This is a genomic window from Nocardiopsis prasina DSM 43845 (assembly GCF_000341265.1).
GTDB classification, from domain to species: Bacteria; Actinomycetota; Actinomycetes; order Streptosporangiales; family Streptosporangiaceae; genus Nocardiopsis; species Nocardiopsis prasina.
In genome coordinates this window covers 24,878-48,532 of sequence record NZ_ANAE01000192.1, presented here as the reverse complement: position 1 = coordinate 48,532, position 23,655 = coordinate 24,878, and the positions used below count along the sequence as shown (strand labels likewise).

General features: G+C 70.3%; 22 protein-coding genes. 9 read left to right on the top strand and 13 right to left on the bottom strand.

Translation table 11 applies throughout. The annotated features are described in order from the left end of the window. Nucleotides 1-131 precede the first annotated feature (131 nt). On the top strand, nucleotides 132-1,424 hold the full coding sequence (thiI, locus tag D452_RS0123250; RefSeq protein WP_017546542.1) for a tRNA uracil 4-sulfurtransferase ThiI: 1,293 nt from the start codon (nucleotides 132-134) through the stop codon (nucleotides 1,422-1,424). A gap of 111 nt (nucleotides 1,425-1,535) precedes the next feature. Here thiI and aroF read toward each other — a convergent pair whose 3' ends face one another. After that, a complete protein-coding gene (gene aroF / locus D452_RS0123245) occupies nucleotides 1,536-2,582 on the bottom strand; it encodes a 3-deoxy-7-phosphoheptulonate synthase (protein ID WP_017546541.1) in 1,047 nt (348 codons plus the stop codon). A gap of 367 nt (nucleotides 2,583-2,949) precedes the next feature. Between aroF and D452_RS0123240 the strand changes: the two genes are divergently transcribed. Then, complete coding sequence (locus tag D452_RS0123240; protein ID WP_017546540.1) at nucleotides 2,950-3,588, top strand: molybdopterin-dependent oxidoreductase; 639 nt, start codon at nucleotides 2,950-2,952, stop codon at nucleotides 3,586-3,588. Nucleotides 3,589-3,607: 19 nt separating this feature from the next. Here the strand turns inward: D452_RS0123240 and macS are convergent, their stop codons facing one another. From macS to D452_RS0123225, 3 genes are all read right to left on the bottom strand, one after another. Further along, a complete protein-coding gene (macS, locus tag D452_RS0123235) occupies nucleotides 3,608-4,687 on the bottom strand; it encodes a MacS family sensor histidine kinase (protein WP_017546539.1) in 1,080 nt (359 codons plus the stop codon). A 72-nt stretch (nucleotides 4,688-4,759) separates the two neighbouring features. Next, nucleotides 4,760-5,674 (bottom strand): hypothetical protein, encoded by a 915-nt coding sequence (locus D452_RS0123230; RefSeq protein WP_017546538.1) that lies wholly within the window; start codon nucleotides 5,672-5,674, stop codon nucleotides 4,760-4,762. After that, complete coding sequence (locus tag D452_RS0123225) at nucleotides 5,671-6,468, bottom strand: alpha/beta hydrolase (protein WP_017546537.1); 798 nt, start codon at nucleotides 6,466-6,468, stop codon at nucleotides 5,671-5,673. Before D452_RS0123225 ends, D452_RS0123230 begins: the two co-directional genes overlap by 4 nt. A gap of 417 nt (nucleotides 6,469-6,885) precedes the next feature. Between D452_RS0123225 and D452_RS0123215 the strand changes: the two genes are divergently transcribed. Then, nucleotides 6,886-7,749, top strand: a complete 864-nt coding sequence (locus D452_RS0123215; RefSeq protein WP_017546535.1) for a lysophospholipid acyltransferase family protein — start codon at nucleotides 6,886-6,888, stop codon at nucleotides 7,747-7,749. A 96-nt stretch (nucleotides 7,750-7,845) separates the two neighbouring features. Here D452_RS0123215 and D452_RS0123210 read toward each other — a convergent pair whose 3' ends face one another. Then, nucleotides 7,846-8,793, bottom strand: a complete 948-nt coding sequence (locus D452_RS0123210) for an ROK family glucokinase (protein WP_017546534.1) — start codon at nucleotides 8,791-8,793, stop codon at nucleotides 7,846-7,848. Nucleotides 8,794-8,938: 145 nt separating this feature from the next. Then, nucleotides 8,939-9,457 carry a hypothetical protein gene (locus D452_RS0123205; protein WP_017546533.1) on the bottom strand — a complete coding sequence of 173 codons (519 nt, stop codon included), beginning with the start codon at nucleotides 9,455-9,457 and terminating at the stop codon, nucleotides 8,939-8,941. 572 nt (nucleotides 9,458-10,029) lie between these two features. Between D452_RS0123205 and D452_RS0123200 the strand changes: the two genes are divergently transcribed. Further along, the gene (locus D452_RS0123200; RefSeq protein ID WP_017546532.1) at nucleotides 10,030-11,838 is read left to right on the top strand and encodes an AMP-dependent synthetase/ligase; all 1,809 of its coding nucleotides are present in this window, start codon (nucleotides 10,030-10,032) and stop codon (nucleotides 11,836-11,838) included. 232 nt (nucleotides 11,839-12,070) lie between these two features. Here D452_RS0123200 and qcrB read toward each other — a convergent pair whose 3' ends face one another. The 4 genes from qcrB to ctaE are packed head-to-tail and all read right to left on the bottom strand — an operon-like array spanning nucleotide 12,071 to nucleotide 16,363. Continuing rightward, the gene (gene qcrB / locus D452_RS0123195; RefSeq protein WP_017546531.1) at nucleotides 12,071-13,723 is read right to left on the bottom strand and encodes a cytochrome bc1 complex cytochrome b subunit; all 1,653 of its coding nucleotides are present in this window, start codon (nucleotides 13,721-13,723) and stop codon (nucleotides 12,071-12,073) included. A gap of 3 nt (nucleotides 13,724-13,726) precedes the next feature. After that, a complete protein-coding gene (gene qcrA / locus D452_RS0123190; protein WP_017546530.1) occupies nucleotides 13,727-14,857 on the bottom strand; it encodes a cytochrome bc1 complex Rieske iron-sulfur subunit in 1,131 nt (376 codons plus the stop codon). Continuing rightward, nucleotides 14,850-15,770, bottom strand: coding sequence for a cytochrome bc1 complex diheme cytochrome c subunit (qcrC, locus tag D452_RS0123185; protein ID WP_449289527.1), 921 nt, complete (start codon nucleotides 15,768-15,770; stop codon nucleotides 14,850-14,852). The genes qcrA and qcrC overlap by 8 nt, the downstream gene beginning before the upstream one ends. 17 nt (nucleotides 15,771-15,787) lie before the next feature. Continuing rightward, nucleotides 15,788-16,363: an aa3-type cytochrome oxidase subunit III gene (ctaE, locus tag D452_RS0123180; RefSeq protein WP_394297098.1), complete on the bottom strand. Its 576-nt coding sequence runs from the start codon at nucleotides 16,361-16,363 to the stop codon at nucleotides 15,788-15,790. Nucleotides 16,364-16,898: 535 nt separating this feature from the next. Here ctaE and D452_RS0123175 point away from each other — a divergent pair. The 3 genes from D452_RS0123175 to trpD all read left to right on the top strand — a co-directional run bounded on the left by D452_RS0123175 (nucleotide 16,899) and on the right by trpD (nucleotide 18,640). Beyond that, nucleotides 16,899-17,336, top strand: a complete 438-nt coding sequence (locus tag D452_RS0123175) for a hypothetical protein (RefSeq protein WP_017546527.1) — start codon at nucleotides 16,899-16,901, stop codon at nucleotides 17,334-17,336. 19 nt (nucleotides 17,337-17,355) lie between these two features. After that, entirely contained in the window at nucleotides 17,356-17,487 is a 132-nt protein-coding gene (locus D452_RS31770) for a hypothetical protein (protein WP_017546526.1), read from the top strand. Between the two features lie 61 nt (nucleotides 17,488-17,548). Further along, nucleotides 17,549-18,640 (top strand): anthranilate phosphoribosyltransferase, encoded by a 1,092-nt coding sequence (gene trpD, locus D452_RS0123165; protein ID WP_017546525.1) that lies wholly within the window; start codon nucleotides 17,549-17,551, stop codon nucleotides 18,638-18,640. Between the two features lie 45 nt (nucleotides 18,641-18,685). Here the strand turns inward: trpD and D452_RS0123160 are convergent, their stop codons facing one another. The 3 genes from D452_RS0123160 to D452_RS0123150 are packed head-to-tail and all read right to left on the bottom strand — an operon-like array spanning nucleotide 18,686 to nucleotide 21,530. Next, a complete protein-coding gene (locus tag D452_RS0123160) occupies nucleotides 18,686-18,961 on the bottom strand; it encodes an Lrp/AsnC family transcriptional regulator (RefSeq protein WP_017546524.1) in 276 nt (91 codons plus the stop codon). Between the two features lie 48 nt (nucleotides 18,962-19,009). After that, nucleotides 19,010-19,774, bottom strand: coding sequence for a rhomboid family intramembrane serine protease (locus D452_RS0123155; RefSeq protein ID WP_017546523.1), 765 nt, complete (start codon nucleotides 19,772-19,774; stop codon nucleotides 19,010-19,012). Beyond that, nucleotides 19,752-21,530, bottom strand: coding sequence for a DEDD exonuclease domain-containing protein (locus D452_RS0123150; protein WP_017546522.1), 1,779 nt, complete (start codon nucleotides 21,528-21,530; stop codon nucleotides 19,752-19,754). Before D452_RS0123150 ends, D452_RS0123155 begins: the two co-directional genes overlap by 23 nt. Before the next feature lie 131 nt (nucleotides 21,531-21,661). On the opposite strand from D452_RS0123150, the gene D452_RS0123145 reads away from it, so the two are divergent. Beyond that, on the top strand, nucleotides 21,662-21,943 hold the full coding sequence (locus D452_RS0123145) for a hypothetical protein (RefSeq protein WP_017546521.1): 282 nt from the start codon (nucleotides 21,662-21,664) through the stop codon (nucleotides 21,941-21,943). Beyond that, nucleotides 21,940-23,349 (top strand): NYN domain-containing protein, encoded by a 1,410-nt coding sequence (locus tag D452_RS0123140; RefSeq protein ID WP_017546520.1) that lies wholly within the window; start codon nucleotides 21,940-21,942, stop codon nucleotides 23,347-23,349. Before D452_RS0123145 ends, D452_RS0123140 begins: the two co-directional genes overlap by 4 nt. Nucleotides 23,350-23,655: the final 306 nt, after the last annotated feature.

Below are 23,655 nucleotides of genomic sequence, written 5' to 3'. Positions count from 1 at the left end.
CCCGGCCGTGTCCGGGGTCTCACCCGGATGCCGTGTGCACCGGGAATGGACCGAGCGGTCCGGGGATTGTTCGATACTGGAAGGCATCGTTCCACCGCCCACCCCAGGTATCACCCTCCGGAGGTAGCACCATGTCCGCGTCGCTTGAGTCCGCGCCGCTCCCCGTAACCGAGGTCGGAGCCGACGCCGGGCTCGGCGAGCTCTGCGTGCTCATGAAGCTCGGCGAGATCGTTCTCAAGGGCTCCAACCGCAAGCTGTTCGAGCGCCGCCTGCACAACAACATCCGCTCCTCCGTGCGCGACCTGGGCGACATCCGCCTCTCCCAGCGCGGCGCGGGCGTGATCATCGTGCGCAAGCCCGGCGCCTCCGACCTGGAGATCGCGGAGATCGCCGACCGTATGGCCAACGTCATGGGCGTGGTCTGGGTGCACCTGGTGCGCCGCGTGGCCAAGGACCTGGACGCCATCGTCGACATCGGTGTGCGCTCCATGGCGGGCCGCGAGGGCACCTTCGCGGTGCGCGCCCGTCGCCGCGACAAGCGCTTCGAGATGAACTCCGGCGACCTGGCCGGATACCTCGGGTCCCGGATCATCGAGGCGCACGGCTACAAGGTGAACCTCAAGCGGCCCGACAACACCCTGTACGTCGAGGTCGACAAGGACGAGGCGTTCGTCTTCACCGACGGCATCCCCGGTCAGGGCGGTCTGCCCGCCGGGATGAGCGGGCGCGGCCTCGTGCTGATGTCCGGCGGCATCGACTCCCCCGTCGCCGCCCACCGGATGATCCGGCGCGGGCTCAAGGTGGACTTCCTGCACTTCTCCGGGATGCCCTTCACCGGCCCCGAGTCCATCTACAAGGCCTACAGCCTGGTCCGCCAGCTGGACCGCTACCAGGTGGGTTCGCGCCTGTTCGTGGTGCCGTTCGGCAAGGCCCAGCAGCAGCTGAAGAGCTCCGGCATCGAGCGGCTCCAGATCGTGGCCCAGCGGCGGCTGATGCTCAAGACCGCCGAGGCCCTGGCCGACGACCTCAAGGCGGAGTGCCTGATCACGGGTGACGCGTTGGGCCAGGTCTCCAGCCAGACGATGACCAACCTGACCGCCCTGGACGACGCGGTCGACCTGCCGATCCTGCGGCCGCTCATCGGCATGGACAAGACCGAGATCATGGACCAGGCCCGCCGGATCGGGACGCTGTCCATCTCGGAGCTGCCCGACGAGGACTGCTGCACGATGCTCACTCCGCGCCAGGTCGAGACCGCGGCGAAGATCGGCGACCTGCGCCAGATCGAGAAGCGCCTGGACGCTGAGGAGCTGGCCGAGCACCTGGTGACCACCGCGCAGCTGCACCGCCCCAGCTTCCTGGGAGAGGCCGCGCCCACCCAGGTCGCCCCCTCCGCCGCCAAGGCCGTCACCCCGGCCGTGTAGGACGGGCGGGCCCGCTCCGGGCCCGTGGACGGTACCGTGCCCCGGACGCTCGTGAGCGTCCGGGGCACCGTCGTGTCACCCCCGGGCGGCCGGGGCCTCAGAAACCGGCGTTCACCTGTCGGCGAGCTCGCGCGCGGGCGCCGGGGTGAGGGTGCGGCCGCTCAGGGTGGCCAGGGTGCCCGCCAGGTCGCGGAGCTGGGGCAGGTCCTCCTCCAGCAGCGCCTGCGGACCGTCGCACAGCGCGGTCTCCGGGCTCGGGTGCACGTCCACGATCACGCCGTCGGCGCCGATCGCGATGGCCGCGCGGGAGAGCGGGAGGACCAGGTCGCGCTTGCCGCCGGAGTGCGACGGGTCGACGATCACCGGAAGGTGGGTCAGACCCTGCGCGACCGGAACGGCGCTGATGTCCAGGGTGTTGCGGGTGGCCTTCTCGAAGGTGCGGATGCCGCGCTCGCACAGGACGATGTCGAGGTTGCCGCGCTGGGCGATGTACTCGGCGGCCATCAACCACTCCTCGATGGTGGCGCTCATGCCGCGCTTGAGCAGGACCGGCTTCCCGGCGTCACCGACCGCCTGGAGGAGGGCGAAGTTCTGCATGTTGCGGGTGCCGACCTGGAGCATGTCCGCGTAGGAGGCGACCAGCGGGACGTCCGCGGCGTCCACGACCTCGGTGACGATGGGCATTCCGGTCTTCTCGCGTACGTCGGCGAGGATCTTCAGGCCCTCCTCACCCAGTCCCTGGAAGGCGTACGGGGAGGTGCGGGGCTTGTAGGCGCCGCCGCGCAGGAGGGCCGCACCGGCGGCCTTGGCCATGAGGGCCGCTTCGAGGGTCTGCTCGGGGGTCTCGACGGCGCAGGGGCCCGCGATGACGGTCATGTTGTCGCCGCCGATCGGGACACCGCGGACGCTGACCACGGTGCGGCTGTCGTGGTTCTCGCGGCTGACGAGCTTGTACGGCGCCGAGATGCGCAGCACCTCGCTCACCCCGGGCTTGGCGGCCAGGCCGAGGTCCTGGAAGCGCTCGACGTTGCCGACCAGACCGATGATGGTGCGGCTGACGCCGCGTGTCACGTACGCCTCGCCTCCGGCGGAGGTGACCAGCTCGACGAGGGCTTCGATGTTGTCGGAGGTGGCGCCCGGCGCCATAACGATGACCATGTGGTTTTCCCTGTGTGTCGGTTGGGTGGCTGAGCCGCGCGGTTGTCGCGCCGAGGCCGGGGGCTTCGACCCCGGGCGAAAACAAAGGAGCCCCGGGCCGTTACCGGCCCGGGGCTCCTGGGAAGTCGTCTGTGTCAGCGCAGCGCTTTACAGGCGACCGGGGAGATGGGCCGGTAGCCATAAAAGCGCCAAAAGTTCTGCTGCATGGCAGTGACTATAGCGCAAGGTGAGCACTCCCCCACACGACCGGGGGGAGTGACGTGGCTCTCGCCGGCGCCTGGCAGGATGACAGGACGCCGTCGTCCACCCCTGCGCGGGGGGACGTACCAGGGCCCGCGGGGCCGGATCGAAGGGACGGGAGGACGGGTTGTCCGAGGGCGAGGAGGCCGGGGGGACGGGCGCGGAACAGCGACCGCGCCTGCCGCCGGGCCAGGCGGTGCGCCACGAGCACAGGCCCCTGCACTACGGCAGGGTGCCCACCTTCCGCCCGGAGCGGTGGGACTTCCGGGTGTTCGGCGCGACCGAGTCCCTGGGCACCTACCGGTGGACCTGGCAGGAGTTCGGCGGTCTGCCCCGCACGGACGTGGTCCGCGACTTCCACTGCGTCATGCGGTTCACCGTGCCCGGGGTCCCCTGGGGAGGGCTCCTCGCGACCGACCTCGTCCGGCTGGCCCCGCCGTCGCCTGAGGTCACGCACGTGATGGCGTGGGGCGAGTACGGCTACAGCGCCAATCTGCGGGTGGACGACTTCCTCGACGACGGAGTGCTGCTCGCCACGCACCACGACGGTGTGGCGCTGGCCCCCGAACACGGTTTCCCCGTGCGCCTGGTGGTACCGCACCTGTACGGCTGGAAGAGCGTGAAGTGGCTGCGGTCCGTGGAGTACATGGTGGGTGACCGGCGGGGGTTCTGGGAGGAGCGCGGCTACCACAACAGGGCCGATCCCTGGAACGAGGAGCGCTTCTCCCACCAGGAGGAACCCGGGGACGGGCCCCCGCTGCGCTGACGCCGTGCCCGCCCGGGGCTCAGGCGCGTGGGACGGACATCTCGATCTCGGTGCCCTCACCGGGCTCCGAGAACAGCTCGGTGGTGCCGCCCAGGTCGCGGACCCGGCCGACGACCGACTGGGCGACACCGAGGCGGCCGTCCGCTCGGGCCCGCTCCAGACGCCCGGGCTCGATGCCGGGGCCGTCGTCGCGCACGGTCACGGTGACCGCGTGCTCCTCGTCCTCCAGCAGGACCCACACCCGGGTCCCGGGCGGGCAGTGCCGTTCCACGTTGTCCAGCGCGGCGGCCACGGCGGCGGCGAGTTCGGCGGCGGTGTCTCCCGGCAGGAGCACCGGGGTGGCCGGGGCCGACACCGAGACCAGCACGGTCTCCAGACGGCGCAGCGCCTCTCTGAGGTCCGCCGGAGAGTCCGGGGCGGCCTCGGCACCGGGTTCGGTGGGCACCGACGCCGACGCGTCGAGGCCGTCGGTGAGCAGGGACCGCAGCCGCACCTCCTGCTCACCGGCCATCCGGCCCAGTTCGGCGGCCTGGCCGCCGATCTCGTCGCCGCGACGGCGCACCAGGGACAGGACCTGGAGGACCGAGTCGTGGATGGAGCGGGCCAGCTGCTCGCGTTCGCGGATGCGCGCCTCCAGGGTCACCGCCTGGGCGAAGCGCCGCTCGGCCTGCTCGGCGACCCGCGCCATGTAGCCGACGGCCAGGCAGGCCAGCAGCAGGAGTGCCACCCCGCGCACGGTGGCCGCGGTGATCTTGGCGTCCATCAGCACACGCAGGGTGATGTCGGCGAAGCCGTAGGCCAGCGCGACCGTGGCGGCGCCGCGGCGGCCCCAGATGACGCTGGCCGACAGCGCGGCCCCGGCGAACCAGTATGAGCTCAGCGGGGGCGCCTGGGTGAGGTAGTGGGGGGTGGCCGCCAGACCGGTGGCGAACATGCAGCCGAAGGCCACGGCGAGGTCGGCGACCAGCAGGCGCGAGGTCCGCCAGGCCGGGTGGGCGTAGGCGTAGGTCGTCACCACGGTCCAGCAGGCCATGGCGACCAGCACCGCCCAGGCGAGCCAGGGCCGGGTCAGGTACTCGTGGTGCTGGGCGAGCGGCACGAGGGCGTAGACCAGAGCGACGGCGCGGAAGAGGGCGAAGGCGCGCCAGAGGGGGACGTCGAAGCCCAGGGGTCAGACCACCGCCCCGTTGTCGGGACCGTTGTCACCGGGCGGCCGGGAGTCGGTCATGCGCAGGATGAGCACGACGAAGCTGGTCAGGAAGGCCGCGACGGCCAGGAACATGACCCAGTTCGGTAGTGCGATGCCCATGAAGGCGGCGCCGAACAGCAGCACCGGCCCGCCCAGGAGTCCGAACCAGGCGGCGATGCCCACCCGGTCGCCCTGGAGCAGGGGCGGCGGGGGCGGCGGCTCGTAGTGGCCCTCCATCTCCGCCTCGGCCCGGCGGCGGTCCTCATCGCGGGACTCCTCGTCGTCCTCGCCCGGGTCCCGGGGCAGGTTGGCGAGGATGTCGCCGAGCCGCGTCTGGTGCTCGTCAGGAGCGCTGAGGTTCTCGACGTCGGGCCAGGCGACCCGGTCCCGCTGTTCGCTGGAGCCCTCGGAGTCGTCGTAGAAGCGGGCGACCAGGTCGTTCCAGACGTCGTCCTCGTCGTTGGCGCGCGCCCGGGAGGCGTCGGGTTCGACGTTGGCCGGGGGGCCGTCCAGGAGGTCGCCGCCGACGGGTGCGTCGTTGCCCTCGTGCCCGGCGGAGGCCTCCTGGGCCTCCTCGCCCTCGGCCTCGGGTCTGATCTCGGCGCGCGGCGCCAACAGGTCGGGGCCGGCTCCGTGCTCGCTCAGGTCGGGCAGTTCGGAGCCGAGCACCCGCTCCGCGGCGCCGCGCTCCTCGGCGTCGACGTAGAGGTGGTCGGTGGGCGGGTCCTCGACCTGGCCGCCGGTCGGCTCCAGGACGTCCTCCGCCAGGGGGACCGCGTAGGCGGCGATCCCGCTGCGCCGGAGCGCCTCCAGCATGAGGTCGGCGTGGGAGGGCGCGAGCAGGATCAGCGGAACGTAGGCGTCGGCGAGCAGGCCGTTGCCCCGACGTTGCGTCATCGGTCGGTTCCTTCCCCGCTTCTACTGCGCTCGCGTACGAACGCGAGGCTTCCTTCGAAGATGGTGGCGGCGTCGTGGTCGAGAGTCGCGACGTGGTAGCTGTCGTGGAGCAGGTGGATCGTCAGCCGGGTGTTGACCGCCCTCTTAGCGAGGATACGCAGACTGTCCGGTCCGACGACGTGGTCCTGGGGGCTCCGGTAGGCCAGAACAGGCGCCCGCAAACCGGACATGCCGTCCTGAACCGCGCGCCACAGCTTCGGGAGTGTCGCGGCGGCGGCGGTGGGCACCCGGTCGTACCCGCCCTCGGAGGCGGTTTCCAGCGCCACGTCGCTGGACAGGCCGGGCGTGGAGGGCATCAGGCGGGCGGCGAGGTGGCGGATCGGGGCGATGATCGGGAGCCTGTGGTCCTCCACGGTCAGGGAAGGGTTGACCAGGACCACCCCCCGGACGATGTCGGGGTGTTCCTGGGCCAGGCGCAGGGTGAGCGCGCCACCCATGGACAGGCCCATGACGTACACCTCGTCGCACCTGTGCGCGAGGTCGAGCAGTGCCGCCTCCACCTCCGCGTACCAGTCGTCGCTGGTGGTGGAGGCCATGTCCTGCCAGGTGGTGCCGTGTCCGGGCAGGCGCGGGAGTTCCACCGTCAGGCCCGCCTCCGCCAGGTACTCGGCCCAGGGGCGCATCGAGTACGGCGACCCGGTGAACCCGTGGCAGAGCAGGACTCCGACGCCCGAACCCGTGTGGCTGAAGGGGTCCGCCCCCGGGATGAGGGGGATGGCGCTGGTCGGTCTCACAGATCTGCTCCCGGGATCGTTCGGCGGGGAACCGGTCGGGACGGCGGCCCCAGCCGTGAGGCTAGTCGCTCGGGCGAGCGTTTGTCATCGAGTGAACGGTAGCGTTCTCCTGCCCGAACCCCGGGAGCGCCCGGCGTGTTCCCGGGTGTCCTGGGGCGGACCTGCCGCGAGACCCCCACCGGTCGTGAGTATCCTCGACAGTGCCCCGCGGCGCGTTCTGCTCCTGACCCGCGAAGAACGGTATGAGTCCGTTCTGGACGCTTTTGGTGGAGACCCGCACGTGGTGGGAAGATGGCGCTCGTCAGCCTCCCCGTGTCCGCGGTGGGGGCCTTCCGGACAATGTCAGCCGAGCGGGACAGTGAGACGTGGCAGGCCCTGCCCCAGTGCTCCCCGCGTGTGCAGGGGTGATCTGAAGCAATGTTCTACTGGGTGGTCAAGGCGATCCTGGGGCCGGTTCTGGCCGTGTTGTGGCAACCCCGCGCGGAGGGCGTGGAGAACGTGCCGCGGCGCGGTCCGGCCATCATGGTCAGCAACCACCTGTCGTTCTCCGACCACTTCTTCGGTCCGCTGCCGCTCCCGCGCAGGATCACCTTCCTCGCGAAGGCCGAGTACTTCACCGGCACCGGTGTGAAGGGGTTCGTCAGCCGGGCGTTCTTCACCGGCGTGGGTCAGATCCCGATCGACCGCTCCGGCGGCAAGGCGAGTGAGGCGGCCCTGCGCACCGGGCTGCGCGTGCTCAAGCGCGGAGAACTGCTGGGGATCTACCCCGAGGGCACCCGCTCCCCGGACGGCAAGCTGTACCGGGGACGCACCGGTGTGGCCCGTCTGGCTCTGGAGGCGAAGGCCCCGGTCGTGCCGATGGCGATGATCAACCTGGAGAAGATCATGCCTCCCGGCCGCACCGTCCCCAAGCTGGGTGTGCGCCCCAAGGTGGTCTTCGGCAAGCCGCTCGACTTCTCCCGGTACTACGGGATGGAGAAGGACCAGCGGGTCCTGCGGGCGATCACCGACGAGATCATGTACGCGCTCATGGAGCTCTCCGGCCAGGAGTACGTGGACCGTTACGCGCAGGCGGTCAAGGCCGAGATCGAGGCCGAGGAGAAGGAGGCCCGGCGCGAGCAGCAGGCCAGTGCCAAGGACGAGCGCCGGACCCGCCGCGCCGAGCGCAGGGCCGACCGCAAGGCCCGCAAGGAGGCCGCTCGCGAGGAGAAGCGCGCCCGGAAGGCAGCGGGGCGGGCCGACGCCGAGCAGGCCCGGGGGAAGCGGGACGACGACGCGTAGCGTCGCACCGCGCAGGACGCGAAGGGGGCGGTCACCGGGATTCCCGGTGACCGCCCCCTTCGCGTCGGTCGAGTGCGCGGTGGCCGACGCGGCCCCTCAGTGCCGGGCGAGGTCGCCCGCGCCGACGATGCCCGCCTCGCCGCCGAGTTCGGCGACGCGCACCTCGGCGAGGCGGCGGTCGGGGCGTCCGGAGACGTGCCGCGCGAACGAGGCGCGCACCGGGTCGAGGATGATGTCCCCCGCGTCGGAGACCCCGCCGCCGAGCACGAAGCACTCGGGGTCCAGGATCGCGGCGAGGTCGGCCAGGCCGAGCCCGGCCCAGTCCCCCACGATCCGGAAGCACTCCAGGGCGGCCGGATCGCCCTCCATCGCGGCGCGCGTGATGACCTCGCCCTCGATCCGCTCCACGAGGCCGTCCGCGAGTTTGAGCATGCGCTCGCCCCTCTCGGGGTCCGTGCGGGCCAGGTCCTGTCCCTCGGCCACCAGGGCGCGGCCGCTGGCGTACTGCTCCCAGCAGCCGTGGTTCCCGCAGGCGCAGCGGCGGCCGTGCGGGACCATGCGGTAGTGCCCGACCTCGGCGGCGACGCCGTGGCGCCCCCGGTGCAGGGCGCCTCCGAGGACGAGGCCGCCACCGATCCCGGTGCCCAGGGTCACGCAGACGATGTGATCGCTGCCGCGCCCCGCTCCGAACCGGGCCTCGGCCCAGGCGGCGGCGTTGGCGTCGTTCTCGATGACCACGGGGAGGTCGACGTGCCGCTGCACGCGTTCCTTGAGGGGTTCGTCGTGCAGGCCGAGGTTGACGGCGATCTGGACGGTGGCGCGGTCCTCGTCCACGAACCCGGCCACGCCCACCCCCACCGCGCTGACCCCGCGTTCGGGTCGGCGATCGCGGAGCTCCCGTACGGCCCGGCCCACGACCTCGGCCAGGGCGCGCGGGTCGTTGGCCGGGGTGGGGTACTTGACCTTGTCCAGGATCTGCCCGTCGTGGTCGACGACACCGGCGGCGACCTTGGTTCCGCCGATGTCTACGCCAATGGTCAGCATGGGGGCAGCTCCTTCTACTTACGCCCGAACTCTGACATAAGTCTCAAGGTTCATGGCAGAGGGTTTTCAAATGGTGTAAACCATTCGATTAAACCAGGCTCGGGCGGCGGGGCACACCCCGAGAGGGACCAGCACCCCATTTGCCCTAATCCCCTGCCGTGACCTGCGAATCCTCGCCACCCTGGGCCTTCTCGCCACCCCGGGGAGCCCCCTCCGAAGCCTCCGGCGAGTCACGTCGGGCACGCGCGTCCCGCTCGCGGTCCTCGCGCTCACGCTCCTCCCGCTCCTCCCGCGCCCGGGCGGCCTCTTCCCGGCCCTGTTCGAAGGAGCGCTCCACGACGCCCCAGGTGCGCCCCACGGCGTCCGCGAAGGACAGGCCGGCCCGCCCGAGGTGCCCGGCGACCTCCGGCGCGCTCCTGCGCACGATCTCGACGAACTCCTCCAGCGGGGGGCGCTGCTCCTGCGTCTCCACGCGGATCGCCTCCTCCCACACGTCACCCTTGGCCGGGGGGCTGGTGACGGCACTGACACCGCGTTTGACCCCGGCGACCAGGAGCCTGCGCTGGAGGGTGTCGACCAGGCGCAGCGCGTCGTCGATGAGGTCGGGGTTGTCGGGACGTCCGCCGCCCGACCGCTCCGAGCGCCCGGTGTTGTTGTCGGTCATGTCCGTGAGCCTCCTGTAGGTGCGTCTGGCATCACGTTAACCGCCCGGGCCCGGCGCCGACAGGCGCGGCCGGGGAGGTTCAGGGAAGAGCCAGGGACCCCCGGGGGACCTGACCGGGGATGACCCCTGGGGTCCGTCGCGTTACGGCAACCGGGAGGAAACACCGGGCCCTCCGTTCGGCACCCCAAACGGACACCGCTCCCTTTTGGGCGGAAATGACGCGAACCTCACCGGATGCACACGAAGAGCTCGGCGCGCGATAGTCTCGGCTCCGCGCGGACAGTAGCCGGGATCAACTGCTTGACCTGCGAATTCCGGGCGGACCGACAGGGGGCGACCCGCGCCCCGGCGGCAACGACCACGCCGACAACATCACAGGGGAAGGCCCGACCCGACCACACGCGGCCACCGGGCGGACACACGACGAGCAGGGTGTTCGCCCCGCGGGGCGCGTCCGGCTCGGATCACCGTTGGATACCGAACGGCAACCTGTTCTACTCACGAGTAGGATGGTGTTGTTACGGTCGTCACGTCCCCACCACCCAGAACCCGTACACGTCCAGGAGCATCACGTGCGCGAATACAGCTCTCCCGCGAAGGCTGAGATCTCCGATGACGCGCGGCTGACCGACACGCTCTTTGCGCGCGCGGCCAGCGAGCCGAACGCCGTCGCCGCCCGCCGTCAGGAGGAGGCCGGGGCCGGCCAGTGGCGCGACGTGACCGTCGAGCAGCTGCACGGCGACATCGTCGGATACGCCAAGGCCCTGATCAACGCGGGCATCGGGCAGGGCGACCGCGTCGCCCTCATGTCGCGCACCCGCTACGAGTGGACCGCGGTCGACTACGCGGTCTGGTCGGTCGGCGCCGTCACCGTACCCATCTACGAGACCTCCTCCGCCGAGCAGATCGAGTGGATCCTCTCCGACTCCGGGGCCAAGGCCGCGTTCGTGGAGACCGAGGACCACGCCAAGCGCGTCGAGGGAATCCGGGCCAACACGCCCGAGCTCGCCCACCTGTGGCGGTTCGACGGCGACGACCTCACGGCCCTCACCGCCACCGGCACCGACGTCTCCGACGAGGACCTCGAGACCCGCCGCACCGCGGTGGGCGCCGACGACCTCGCCACGCTCATCTACACCTCCGGCACCACCGGCCGCCCCAAGGGTTGCGAACTCACCCACCGCAACTTCCTCTTCATCGCCCACTCCGCGCTGGAGGGCCCGGCCAAGCCGATCATCCTGGGCCACGAGGGCGTTCCCTCCACCCTGCTCTTCCTCCCCCTGGCGCACGTCTTCGCGCGCTTCGTCCAGGTCATGGTCATCGAGGGCAAGGCCGTGCTGGGCCACTACCCCAGCACCGGCCCGGACCTGATCGACCAGTTCTCGGTCTTCAAGCCCACGTTCCTCCTCGCGGTCCCCCGCGTGTTCGAGAAGGTCTTCACCAAGGCCCAACAGAAGGCCGAGGGCGAGGGCAAGGGCAAGATCTTCAACGCCGCCGCCGACACCGCCATCGAGTACAGCAAGGCGCTGGCCACCGGGAACGTCCCGTTCACCCTCAAGCTCAAGCACGGTCTGTTCAAGAAACTCGTCTACGGGAAGATCACGGACCGCCTCGGCGGCCAGGCCGACTACGCGGTCTCCGGCGGCTCCGCCCTGGGCGACCGCCTCGGGCACTTCTTCCGCGGCGTCGGCCTGACCATCGTCGAGGGCTACGGCCTCACCGAGACCACCGCCCCGACCTCGGTCAACAGCCCCGGCTTCAACAAGATCGGCACCGTCGGCCAGCCCATGCCCGGCACGACCGTGCGCATCGCGGACGACGGCGAGATCCTGCTCAAGGGCGACCACATCATGGTCGGCTACTGGCAGAACGAGAAGGCCACCGAGGAGGCCTACGAGGACGGCTTCTACCGCACCGGTGACCTCGGCTCCCTCGACGCGGACGGCTTCCTCAGCATCACCGGCCGCAAGAAGGAGATCATCGTGACGGCGGGCGGCAAGAACGTCGCCCCGGCCGTCCTGGAGGACCGCATCCGCTCCCACGCCCTGGTCAGCCAGTGCATGGTGGTGGGTGACAACCGCAAGTTCATCGCGGCCCTGGTCACGATCGACCCCGAGTCCTTCGAGCTGTGGAAGACCTCGAACAACAAGACGGGCGAGATCGCCGACCTGACCGGTGACGCCGACCTCCAGGCCGCCATCCAGGGCGCCGTGGACGACGCCAACAAGGCGGTCTCCAAGGCCGAGGGCATCAAGAAGTTCAAGATCCTGCCCAGCGACTTCACCGAGGAGGGCGGCCAGATGACCGCCTCCCTGAAGGTCAAGCGCCACGTCGTCAGCAAGCAGTGGAGCAAGGAGATCGACGACATCTACGCGGGCTGAGCCCGGCGCTCCCCATGACTGAGGGGGCCGACCGCCACGGGCGGTCGGCCCCCTTCTCCGTGCGCTGAGGGCCCCGGAGCGCCGCGCCCACCCACGGGTGTGCGCCCGCCCCTCCACGCCCCACCGAGCGCCTCTCAGCGTCGCCAGGGGCCGGTAGGGCCGCTCCTGCGGCGGACACACGACGGACCCGGCCGCGCGATGCGGCCGGGTCCGTCGTCACGACAGGTGGACCCTAGTGGCCCTTGTCGTCTCCGTGAGAGGAGTGGTTCAGGTGGTGGCCGCTGTGGGCCTCCACGCCCTCGAAGGACACGTTGTCCTTCGTGTACCAGTGGGCGAGCGCACGGCGGAGCTTGCCCATCGGCTTGCGGGCCGCCGGGTTCTCCACACCGTTGTCGTCGGTCGCGTCCTCTTCCAGAGCGGTCGAGGTGATGACCGGCTTGCTCTCCAGCACGTGGGTGGTCTCGTCGGAGTTCTCCTTGTGAACCTCGATGAACTCACCGCTGGGCAGCTGCTGGACGATGCCGCTCTCGTAACCGTGCTCCAGGGTCTCCCGGTCACGGCGCTGGAGACCCAGGCAGATCCGCTTGGTGACGATGTAGCCCACGATCGGACCGGCGATGACCAGCACACGGAAGATGTACGTGGTCAGGTACAGGTCGATCGAGAAGGTCTCCGACAGGATGTCGTTCGACCCGGCCAGCCAGAGCACACCGTAGAAGACGATGCCCGCGACACCCAGACCGGTGCGGACCGGGGCGTTGCGAGGACGGTCCGCGACGTTGTGGGCCCGCTTGTCGCCGGTGATCCACTGCTCCACGAACGGCCAGGCGCCCATGGCACCGAAGATCAGGCCCGGTACCACCAGACCCGGGACCAGGACCGCCGTCATGACCGGGTAGCCGGCGCCGATCGGGATCGTGAAGTCCAGGGTGTTCGGGAAGATGCGCAGCGAACCCTCCATGAAGCCCATGTACCAGTCCGGCTGGAGACCGGAGGTGATGGACGTCGGAGTGAACGGACCGAACAGGTGGATCGGGTTGATCTGGACGAACGCGCTCAGACCGGCGATCACGGCGAACGTGAAGAAGAAGAACCCGCCCGCCTTGACCGCGAACGCCGGGAACATGGGTGTTCCCACGACGGTCTTGTCGGTTCTCCCCTGTCCCGGATACTGCGTGTGCTTCTGGTGCCAGAGGATCATGAAGTGCGCGACGATGAGCCCCAGCAGCAGCGCGGGGATCAGCAGCACGTGCAGCATGTACAGGCGCGTGATGATGTCCTCGCCGGGGAACTCCCCGCCGAAGAGGAACATCGACACGTACGAGCCCACCAGCGGCAGCGCCAGCATCACGCCCTGGAGGATGCGGACACCCATGCCCGAGGGCAGGTCGTCCGGCAGCGAGTAGCCGAAGAGGCCCTCGACCATGGCCAGGGTGAAGATGGCGACACCGATGAGCCAGTTGATCTCACGCGGCTTGCGGAACGCACCGGTGAAGAACACCCGGAGCGCGTGCACCACCAGCGAGGCCACGAAGATCAGCGCGGCCCAGTGGTGGATCTGCCGAACGAGGAACCCGCCACGGACGTCGAAGTCGATGTAGAGGGTCGAGGCGAAGGCCTCACTCATGGGAACGCCCTGGAGGCGCTCGTAGGAGCCGTCGTAGACGACCTCGATCATGCTCGGCTTGAACCACAGCGTGAGGAACACACCGCTGACGAGCAGGATGATGAACGAGTACAGCGCGATCTCGCCCAGCATGAAGGACCAGTGGTTCGGGAAGACCTTGCGAAGGTTCTTCTCGCCGGTCTTGGCCAGGTGGAAGCGGTCGTCGATGAAGTTTCCGACGCCGCGCAGCGCCTTGGGAGCTTGCGTGGTCTTACTCATCGACTAGTCCTTCCTGTATTCCCAGAACGTCGGCCCGGTCGGCTCGTTGAAGTCGCCCTTGGCGATGAGGAAGCCCTCATCGTCGACGCCGATCGGCAGCTGGGGCAGGGGACGGTGCGCGGGACCGAAGACCACCTTGGCGCCGTCCGACGCGTCGAACGTCGACTGGTGGCACGGGCACAGGATGCGGTGCGTGGTGCGCTCGTACAGCGCGGCGGGGCAACCCACGTGCGTGCAGATCTTCGAGTACGCCACGATGCCCTCGTGGGTCCAGTTGAGGCGGGTCTCGTCGCTGCCCTCGCGGACGGCGTCGTTCATCCCGCCCTTCCAGTCGTCCTCCGGCATCTTGATGAGCAGGATGACGGACTTGGCCTGGTCGGTGAGGCTGATCCCGTGCGGGTACCGGTCGTCGTCCAGGGCGGGGAGGGCGGAGATCATCCCGTACGGGTCGTTCTCCAGGTCCTCCGCCCTGATCTTGCGGTGGGTGCCCTCGACGTACATGTGCATGCCGTCGACCCAGGGGGTCACCTTCATCTGCTCGCCCGGCAGAGGGCCGGTGTCGCGCAGCAGGACGATGGGCGCGATGCCCAGCGGCAGCATGGCCGCGATGAGCGTACGACGCATGAGCGGCCGCTTGGTGAAGCCGCTCTCGTCCGCGCTCTTCATGAAGAACTCGCTGAACGAGCCCTTCTCCTCCGGGCTGGAGGGAAGATCCTCGTACGGCGACGCCACCTCGTAGTGCGGCATCACGTTACGTGCCCAGACCGTCATACCGGCGCCGATACCGAACATGGCGATGGTGAGCGTTCCACCAAGCAGCACGTTCGAGTACTGGCCGATCTGGGGGTCGGCGATCGCGGGACCCGCCGCCGTGGGCGGGAACAGGAAGTACGAGACGATGAAACCCACACCGCCGAGGAAGGCGATGATGAACCACACCGAGGCGAGCTTCTCGCCGCGGACCTGCTTCTCCTCCGAGTGCTGGTGAGTCTCCGAGGCCAGGTACGGCCCGTTGTGTTCGCTCTCAGCCTTGGCGGAGGTCTCGGTCACCACGTCGGTGGTGTCCGTCGGGGTTCCGACGACGCGCTCCTTGGCGTCGTCCCCCGTGTTGTTGTCGTTGTTGTTCTCAGTCATGGGCACGCTGCTTCGCGGTGATCCAGATCGCGCAGGCGATGATCAGGGAGAGACCGACGGTCCACCCGATGAAGCCCTCGGCGACCTGGCCGACTCGGTCCAGGTCGAAGATGCCACCGGCGTTCGGCTCCGCCTGGAGCGTCTTGACGTAGGAGATGAGCTCCTGCTTCTCCTCGGGGGTGACGACGCCGTCGCTGAACATCGGCATGGCGCCGGGTCCGCTGACCATGGCCTCGTAGATCTCACGCGGAGACGAGTCATGGATCTCGGGGGCCCAGCGGCCGTCGGTGAGGGCGCCGCCGCCACCGGACCAGCTGTGGCAGTGCGCACAGTTGGTCAGGTAGAGCTTCATGCCCATGTCGGTGTTGCTGGCGCCCTCGATGTAGGCGTCGTACTCGGCCTCGTACTCGGAGAGGGCCTCTTCGTAGGCCTCCTCCTGGTCGAAGTCGGCACGCTGCGGAGCGGCGTCGGGCACCTCGTAGGGCACGTCGGCTCCGGCACCGTTGGTCCTGATCTGCGCGTTGTAGTACGCGATCAGGTCCGCCAGATCCTGCTCGGACACGGCCATCGGCTTGCGCGGCATCTGGCTGTCCGGGTCCATCGACGGCATACGACCGGTGCTGACCTGGAAGTCGAGGGCGGCGGGGCCGACCTCGCGCAGGTCGGGACCGTTCAGGTCGGAACCCGAACCGTCCAGGCCGTGGCAGGAGGCACAGGTCTGGTCGAAGATGGTCTTGCCCTGGGCGATGTCCACGTCGTCCGCGGACGGCGCCTCAGCGGCAAGGGTCTGCGCCTGCGCCTGGTCCGAGGTGGGGGCCAGTCCGGCGTACCCCACCCCGAACAGGGCTAGCGCGAGGATGACGACGACATACCCCGCCAGGGGATGCCGTCGCCGCGCGGTAATCCATTTCACGGTTTCCCCGTTTCGGGTTACTGGATGAAGTAGATGGTTACGAACAAAGCGACCCAGACGACGTCGACGAAGTGCCAGTAGTAGGACACGACGATCGCACTGGTCGCCTGCTGGTGAGTGAAGCGCTTCGCGGCGTACGTGCGTCCCAGCATGATGAGGAACGCGATCAAACCACCGATGACGTGGAGTCCGTGGAAGCCCGTGGTCAGGTAGAACATCGACCCGTAGGCGCTCGACTGGAGAGTCAGGCCCTCGTGGACGATGAGCTCGTAGTACTCATACGCCTGTCCAAGGATGAAGAACAGGCCCATGAAGAACGTGATGAAGAACCACATGCGCAGCTTCTTGACGTCGCCGCGCTCAGCGGCCCAGACGCCGATCTGCGCGGTGAAGCTGGAGGCCACCAGGACGGTGGTGATCGTCAGGGCCCACGGCACGTTGAGGTGGACGTCCGCCCACTCGCCGAGCTCGGGGTTCCCGTTGGTCACCGATCGGATGGTGAAGTACATCGCGAACAGCGCAGCGAAGAACATGAGTTCGTTGGCCAGCCACACGATGGTGCCAACACTCACCAGGTCAGGACGCTTTGCCACACCATGAGCTGATGCGGTTGCTGTTTTTGGGTTCGCGGTTGCTGTCGCCACGGGAGCATTATTACGGCTTCTCGCGCAGGTCCGTACTCGACCCCCCGTAAGCAGACGGATCGGTCCCGGTATCGACCGGTCTCGGGGGCCGGGGCGGCGCTCCCACCGTGACTCGGGCGTTACTGTAGCCGCTCGTGCACCCGGTGTCGGCCTCCGACGCGCCCGCCAGCGCACAAAAGCGCGATCCGGCGCGGTTGAGGCGATCCGTACCCGGCTGGAAGACGCTTCAACCTGTCCCAACCAACGCCAAGGTATCGAAACGATCACCGTTGGACAACGCCGCGCCCAGGGCGGGTTAGCGCGGCCCCGTGTGTCCCTGGCATCCTGTGGTGTCGAAGGTCTCAACTCCTTCACCGGTCCGCCGGCTCCCCTCGGTGCCGGACGGCCCCGAGGCAATACAGTCATAGGCGGAAGAGCCAACGAACGCCACGGTCGCACCCCCCACGGCGGCGGCCGCGGTCAGACGCGATGGGACGGTTGCGCGATGGTGGTCAGCGGTACGGACACGGGTGCCAGGATGCGCGTGCTGGTCTACAGCGACAAGGCGGACACCCGTGAGCAGGTGCGGACGGCGATCGGCCGCCGCCCCGCCACCGATGTGCCCAAGGTCGAGTTCGTCGAGTGCGCGACCGCCCCCGGCGTCCTGCGCAAGCTGGAGTCCAAGGACCCGGCCGAGCGGATCGACGTGGCCATCTTCGACGGTGAGGCCGCGCCCACCGGCGGGATGGGCCTGTGCCGCCAGGTCAAGGACGAGATCTTCCGCTGCCCGCCGGTGCTCCTGCTGGTGGGTCGGCGCGACGACGGCTGGCTGGCGACCTGGTCGCAGGCCGACCAGGTGGTGAGCCACCCGATCGACCCGGTCGCGCTCGCCGAGTCGCTGGCCGAGCTCATGCGCCAGCGCGTCGCGGCGCTCAGCGGCTGAGACCGTGGGGTGTGACGAGATGACCGACAGGATGAACGGTGACAGGGACCTGCGCCGTCGCATCGTGGTGGGCGGAGCCCTCAACCACGGCGCCGACATCGGGCGATGGCGTCGCTCCGACCCGTCCCTCCCTGTCCCCCGGAGCCGTTGAGGGGGCGGGCCCGTGCGCCCGCCCCGGCTCCACCTGCCCGTTCTCCCAGGAGTCGAAGTAGATGAACGTCCCCGTCACACCCGAACAGGACCAGAGGGCCTCCGCCGTCGAGGAGCGGAGCTGGTCCCACCTGATCACCGCCCTGCTGGGCGGGGTCACCCTCAGCAGCGCCGACACCGCGTGGGCGATGAACGAGATCATGGCGGGCTCGGCGACCGACGCGCAGATCGCGGGTTTCGCGATCGCCCTGCGCGCCAAGGGCGAGAGCGTGTCCGAGGTGACCGGACTGGCCCAGAGCATGCTCGACAACGCGATCCGGATCAGCGTGGACGGCCCCACCCTGGACATCGTCGGGACCGGCGGCGACCGGGCCCACACGGTGAACGTGTCCACTATGGCGGCGATCGTGGCCTCGGCCGCGGGGGCGCGCGTGGTCAAGCACGGCAACCGGGCGGCCTCCTCCTCCTGCGGCACGGCCGACGTGCTGGAGCGCCTCGGTGTGGTCCTGGACCTTCCGCCGGAGCTGACCGTGAGGGTGGCCCGGGAAGCCGGTGTCACCTTCTGCTTCGCCCCGCTGTTCCACCCCTCGCTGCGGTACGCGGCCAAGCCGCGCCGCGAGCTGGCGGTCCCCACCGTGTTCAACTTCCTGGGGCCGTTGACCAACCCCGCCCAGCCCACCGCCTCGGCCATCGGGGTGTTCGACGAGCGCATGTGCGAGGTGATCGCCGGGGTGTTCGCCCGCCGGGGCTCCTCGGCACTGGTGTTCCGGGGCGACGACGGCCTGGACGAGCTGACCACGGCCACCACGTCCACGGTCTGGGTGGTCGAGGGCGGCCAGGCTCGCCGTGAGCGCCTGGACCCGGCCGACCTCGGTATCGAGCGCTCGGGTCCGGACGCCCTGCGCGGTGGGGACGTGGAGTTCAACGCCCAGGCCGTACGGGACCTGGTCGCCGGGCGGCCGGGGCCGGTGCGCGACGCCGTGCTGCTCAACGCCGGTGCCGCGCTGGCCGCCGTGGAGGGTGTGGACGGCTCCCTGACCGACGCGGTCCGCGCCGGGTACGGCCGGGCCGCCGAGGCTGTGGACAGCGGCGCGGCCGAGCGCCGGCTGGCCTCCTGGGTGGAGACCAGCCAGGGGCTGGCCAAGGCCCTGTAGGGCTCTGTGAACCCTCCCCCGGAGGCGGAGCAGGCCGGAGCCGGGTTACCAGCCGATGGCGAAGGCCGACTCCAGGTCGTGCTTGGAGTAGGTCTGGAACGAGATGTGGGTGTCGGAGGAGATCACGCCGGGGACCTTGTTGACGTGGTTGGGGATCACGTCGGCGAGGTCCTCGTGGCGGCGCACCCGCACCATGGCGATGAGGTCGACGCCGCCGGTGACGGAGTAGACCTCGCTGACTCCTTCGATCTCGGCGATCGCCTCGGCGACCTCGGGGATGCGGTGGACGTCGGCCTTGATCATGACGATCGCGGTGATCACTGTGCCTCCTGGGCGGTTCGGTGCGGGGCGGCGCCGGGCCGGGGCGCGCTAGTGGGCGTCGGAGAGCCTGGTCCCCGAGCGCCAGCGCAGCCGGTGGACCACCAGCCCCGCGATCACCCCCGCGATGAACCCGTAGACGTGTGCCGCGTAGGCCACGTTGGTGCCAGCGCCAGGGGCGGTCGAGGATGTGACGTAGAGAAGATACTGAAGTGCGAAGTAGCTTCCCACCACGGCCCACCCGGGCAGACGCATCGGGATGACGCCGAACACCAGTGTGGTGACCCTGCTGCGGAACTGCACCACCAGGTAGGCGCCGAGGACCCCCGAGATCGCGCCGGAGGCGCCGACCATGGGCACGGTCCCGTCGGTGTCGACCAGGGCGAAGCCGAAGGCGGCCACGACCCCGGTGCCCAGGTAGAGGGCGAGGAAGCGGAGCTTGCCGATGCGGTCCTCGACGACCGGCCCGAACACGAACAGGTAGACCAAGTTCCCGAGCAGGTGCATGGCGCCCGCGTGCAGGAACATGGAACTGAACACGGAGAACCAGACGGACTTGCCCGTGATCCCCTCACAGGTGGGGCTCAGCGGTCCGGCCAGGTCGACCCGGCCGAGTAGTTCGTCGGGGATGGCGCCCCAGCGCATGAAGTAGTCGTCGATCGCGCAGTAGCGCCCGACCGCGTCCGCCGGGTACCAGACGGCGGTGGCCGACTGGGGCGAGACGAGGTAGACGAGGACGTTGACCGCGATCAGCCCGAAGGCGATGACGGGCGCGCGTCGGACGGGGTAGTCGTCATTGAGCGGAAGCGCGGCCATGCGCCCAGTGTGTCATCCCGGTGTGGGCTTCGGCGCTCCGCAACGGGCATGTCCACTCACCTTCCATCTCCACCAGGCGGGTCCCGGGTCGTTCGAGCCAGTCCAGGAGCAGCTCGGTCTCCCCCGCCGTGGCGTTGGGGACCGGGCCGAACCCCGGGGGGACCCGCTCGGCGGTGGCGGTGAGGGAGTGCAGGAAGGCGGTGGGGTCGGTGCCGGGGCGCAGGACGGCGCTGGCGGCCAGGCGGCCGTGGCGGACCACCACGGTCTCCCAGCCGGTGCCTCCGGGGCCGGTCGCGACCAGGTGCGGGACGGCGGCGATCGCGGTGAGCCGCTGGGCGCGCCGGGCCCCGCGCAGGAAGGCGGAGAGGCGGTCGCGCAGGGCCGCCGCCTCCTCGTAGCGGAGTTCGGCGGAGAGCTCCCGGATGCGCCCGGTGAGCGCGTCCACGACCACGGCGGGGTCGCCGGTCATCGCGGTGCGGGCGGCGTCGGCGTGGGCGGTGTAGTCGGTCAGCGACTCGGTCCCGTCGCAGGGGGCGCCGCAGCGTCCCAGCTGGGCGAGGACGCACGGTTTCACTCCGTTGGGGGCCAGCCGTGGTGGGGTGTCCCGGGCGCCGCGCTCACGGTCCTTCGGCGGCTCGACGGTGAACGTGTGCGTGCACTGGCGCAGTGGAAGGGCGTGCAGGATCGCTTCCCTGGCCTCCTCGGCGGCCCGGGGCGAGGGGTAGGGGCCGAGGTAGGGGGCGCCGTCGTCCTTGATGACGCGGACCACGGACAGGCGAGGCAGGGGCCCCGGGGTGAGCGTGACCCAGGAGGAGCGCTCGGGGTTGCGTGAGCGGCGGTTGAACGGCGGTTTGCGCTCGGCGATGATGCGCAGCTCGCGGACCGAGGCCTCCAGTTCGGTGGTGCACACGATGGGCGTGACGCCCTCGACCAGGCCCGCCATCTCCCGGATGCGTCTTCGGGACTCGGCGGCGGTGAAGTAGGTGGCGACCCTGCGGCGCAGGTTGTTGCTCTTGCCGACGTAGAGGCTCTCGCCCCGGGCGTCGGTGAACACGTAGACGCCGGGGCGTTCCGGCAGGTCCTCGGCGAGGTGGCGGCGCGCCCGCTGGGCGCGGCTGGGGGGTTTGTTGACCGCCCGCAGCTCCTCCAGGCTGGTCACCCCCATGGGCGCGAGGCGGGCCAGGAGGCCGTTGAGCACGTCGACGGTCGCGCGGGCGTCGTCCAGGGCCCGGTGGTTGGGGGTGGTGGGGGCGCCGAAGTAGGCGGCGAGGGTGCCCAGGCGGTGGTTGTGGACCTCGGGCCGGAGCAGGACCGCCCGGGCCAGCCGCAGGGTGTCCACGACCGGGTAGCCGGGCCACTCGACGCCCTCGCGTTCGCAGGCGGCCTTGAGGAATCCGGTGTCGAAGGGTGCGTTGTGCGCCACCAGGACGGTGTCGGGTTCGGCGTCCAGGAAGGCCAGCAGATCCGGAAGCGCCCGGGTGATGGGCGGGGCGGTGGCCACCATCGACTGGGTGATGCCGGTCAGGAGGGTGATGTTGGCCGGGATGAGCATGCCGGGGTCGACCAGGGTCGTGAACTCGTCGGTCACCCGGCCGTCGCGGACCCTGACCGCGCCGATCTCGGTGATCCGGGACCGGGAGGCGCTCGTGCCGGTGGTCTCCAGGTCGACGACGACGAAGGACACCCCGGCCAGCGGTGTGCCCAGGTCCCCGATGCTGGTTTGGACGCCCTCGGGCGCCACGGACTGTCGAACCACGCGGTCAGGTTAGTCGGGGCCCACGACCAAACACTTCCGGACTACGGTCAGACGCGCCCGACATGGAAAGATGTGGGTGACGGGACGGCAGAGTCCGCCGGCCCGTGAAGAGGACGACGCAAGGAGGAACCGTGGGGATCGCGATGCCGGGTGACAGTGAGCGTTGGCGATGCACCGGGTGCGGGAACCTCACGCGGTTCGACGTGACCCGGACGGTCCGTTCCCAGGACTTCGTGCACCAGGAGTTGTCCGGCGTCGGAGCGGTCGAGGAGCGCACAGTGCTCTCCGAGACGGTCGAGAGGGTGAAGTGCCGCTGGTGCGGCGCCACCGACAGTGTGGAGATCGTCCCCCGCCCCGACGCCGACTCGTCGGTCTCCGACGCATCGGCGGAGAGCCCGACGGGTCGGGCATGAGCGCCCGCCCGGAGACGGGCGGCTCCGGTGGTGACGACGGCGACCGCACCCCCGGGGCGGTGAACCACGAGGAGCACGAGGAGTCGGTGCCCTCGGAGGAGGGCGGGGAACGGCTGCGCCGCCCGCTGCCCGAACCCGTGCGCGCCCGTGTCGTCGAGTACGGCTCCGACGTGCTCGGCGGGATGCGTTCCTCCGACCTGCCCCCGGTACTGCGCCGGGTCGCCAAGTTCGAGCCCCGCCGCCGGGCACGGCTGGCCGGTCCGCAGATCGCCGCGCAGCTGGAGAACGACCACGGTTTCCGCAGCAAGGTCGCCGCCCGGGTCGAGCAGGTCTGGCCCGAGCTGGCCGAGGGCATGCGCGCGGGAGTCGTCCCGCCCGCCGCCGATCCGGTGGCGGTGGCGGCCAGCGCCTACCTCCTGCGTCCCAAGGGGTGGCCGGAGATCATCGAGGGCGTCCACGAGGAGCTGGAGCGTCAGACCAGCGCTCGGGAGGTGGACGAGGCCGCGGAGGCCCTCGACGACGTCCGGCGACGCCTGGAGGAGACGCAGCAGGGCCACCAGGCGGAGCTGGAGCGCCTGCGCGGACAGATCGGCGAGCAGCGCACCGAGATCGCCGAGCTGCGCCGCAAGGTGCACAGCGAGCGCCAGCGCGCCAGGAGGGCGGTGGCCGAGGCGGAGCGGGTGGTGTCCGAGACGACCGACCGGCGACACGAGAACGAGAGCCAGGTCAGCGCCCTGGAGGTGGAGAACCGCAGGTTGCGGTCCCGCCTCGCGGACGCGGAGGCGCAGGTGGAGAACGCCCGCCGCGCGGTGCGCACCGGCCGCAACGCCGACGAGGCCCGGCTGCGCGTGCTGCTGGACGTGCTGGTGGACGCCTCACACGGTCTGCGCCGCGAGCTGGCGCTGCCCACGTCCCTGGACAGTCCGGCCGACCTGGTGGCGGAGGCCCAGGAGGAGCACCGCCGGGTGTCGCTGGGCGGTCTGCCCGACGACGCCCCCGGCCTGCTGGAGCACCTGCTGACGGTTCCTCGGGTGCACCTGCTGCTGGACGGCTACAACGTCACCAAGACCGGCTACGGGACCCTGCCGCTGGCGGACCAGCGCGCACGCCTGCTCTCGTCGTTGGAGGGGTTGGCGAGCCGGACCAAGGCGGAGATCACCTGTGTGTTCGACGGCGCCGACGTGGAGGCCCCGCCGGTGACGCCCAGCCGCCGGGTACGGGTGCTCTTCAGCGCTCCCGGGGAGATCGCCGACACCCTGATCGTGCGGCTGGTGCGGGCCGAACCACCCGGCCGACCGATCGCGGTCGTCACCTCCGACAAGGAGATCGTCTCGACGGTCCGGCGGGCGGGGGCTCGCGCGGTGCCGTCCACGGTCTTCCTGCGCCACCTGGAGTCGCACTCCTGAGCGCCCCGGGTCCGGTGCGCCTCCTCCGCCGCCTCGTCTCGGCTGAGAGTCTCACCACGCGCGTGGGCGCGCCGGGCCCGTCGACCCTCCCCTCCCACCTGGTCGGTCCGCGCCTCCCCCGCCGGGAAGCACGGTGTCCCGGGCGGAATCGTGCGGGTGCCGTGGTTGAGGCGCGCAGGCCGTTCCGCTAGGTTCTTCCAGGAACGTGAGTGCCCTGTCGGATAGAAGGCCACCCTTGTGCCTCCCCAGGCCGACCGGGACCCGCACACTCTCGTGAGGCCCGTGCCCACACACGGGTTCCCCCCG

What these genes read in the sequence shown, in the direction of transcription:
- trpD (WP_017546525.1), top strand. Translation starts at nt 17,549, where the DNA reads ATGAACGTCCCCGTCACACCCGAACAGGACCAGAGGGCCTCCGCCGTC.
- D452_RS31770 (WP_017546526.1), top strand. Translation starts at nt 17,356, where the DNA reads ATGACCGACAGGATGAACGGTGACAGGGACCTGCGCCGTCGCATCGTG.
- qcrB (WP_017546531.1), bottom strand. Translation starts at nt 13,723, where the DNA reads ATGAGTAAGACCACGCAAGCTCCCAAGGCGCTGCGCGGCGTCGGAAAC.
- D452_RS0123210 (WP_017546534.1), bottom strand. Translation starts at nt 8,793, where the DNA reads ATGCTGACCATTGGCGTAGACATCGGCGGAACCAAGGTCGCCGCCGGT.
- D452_RS0123140 (WP_017546520.1), top strand. Translation starts at nt 21,940, where the DNA reads ATGAGCGCCCGCCCGGAGACGGGCGGCTCCGGTGGTGACGACGGCGAC.
- aroF (WP_017546541.1), bottom strand. Translation starts at nt 2,582, where the DNA reads ATGGTCATCGTTATGGCGCCGGGCGCCACCTCCGACAACATCGAAGCC.
- D452_RS0123215 (WP_017546535.1), top strand. Translation starts at nt 6,886, where the DNA reads ATGTTCTACTGGGTGGTCAAGGCGATCCTGGGGCCGGTTCTGGCCGTG.
- D452_RS0123155 (WP_017546523.1), bottom strand. Translation starts at nt 19,774, where the DNA reads ATGGCCGCGCTTCCGCTCAATGACGACTACCCCGTCCGACGCGCGCCC.
- D452_RS0123175 (WP_017546527.1), top strand. Translation starts at nt 16,899, where the DNA reads ATGGTGGTCAGCGGTACGGACACGGGTGCCAGGATGCGCGTGCTGGTC.
- D452_RS0123230 (WP_017546538.1), bottom strand. Translation starts at nt 5,674, where the DNA reads ATGACGCAACGTCGGGGCAACGGCCTGCTCGCCGACGCCTACGTTCCG.
- D452_RS0123205 (WP_017546533.1), bottom strand. Translation starts at nt 9,457, where the DNA reads ATGACCGACAACAACACCGGGCGCTCGGAGCGGTCGGGCGGCGGACGT.
- thiI (WP_017546542.1), top strand. Translation starts at nt 132, where the DNA reads ATGTCCGCGTCGCTTGAGTCCGCGCCGCTCCCCGTAACCGAGGTCGGA.
- qcrA (WP_017546530.1), bottom strand. Translation starts at nt 14,857, where the DNA reads ATGACTGAGAACAACAACGACAACAACACGGGGGACGACGCCAAGGAG.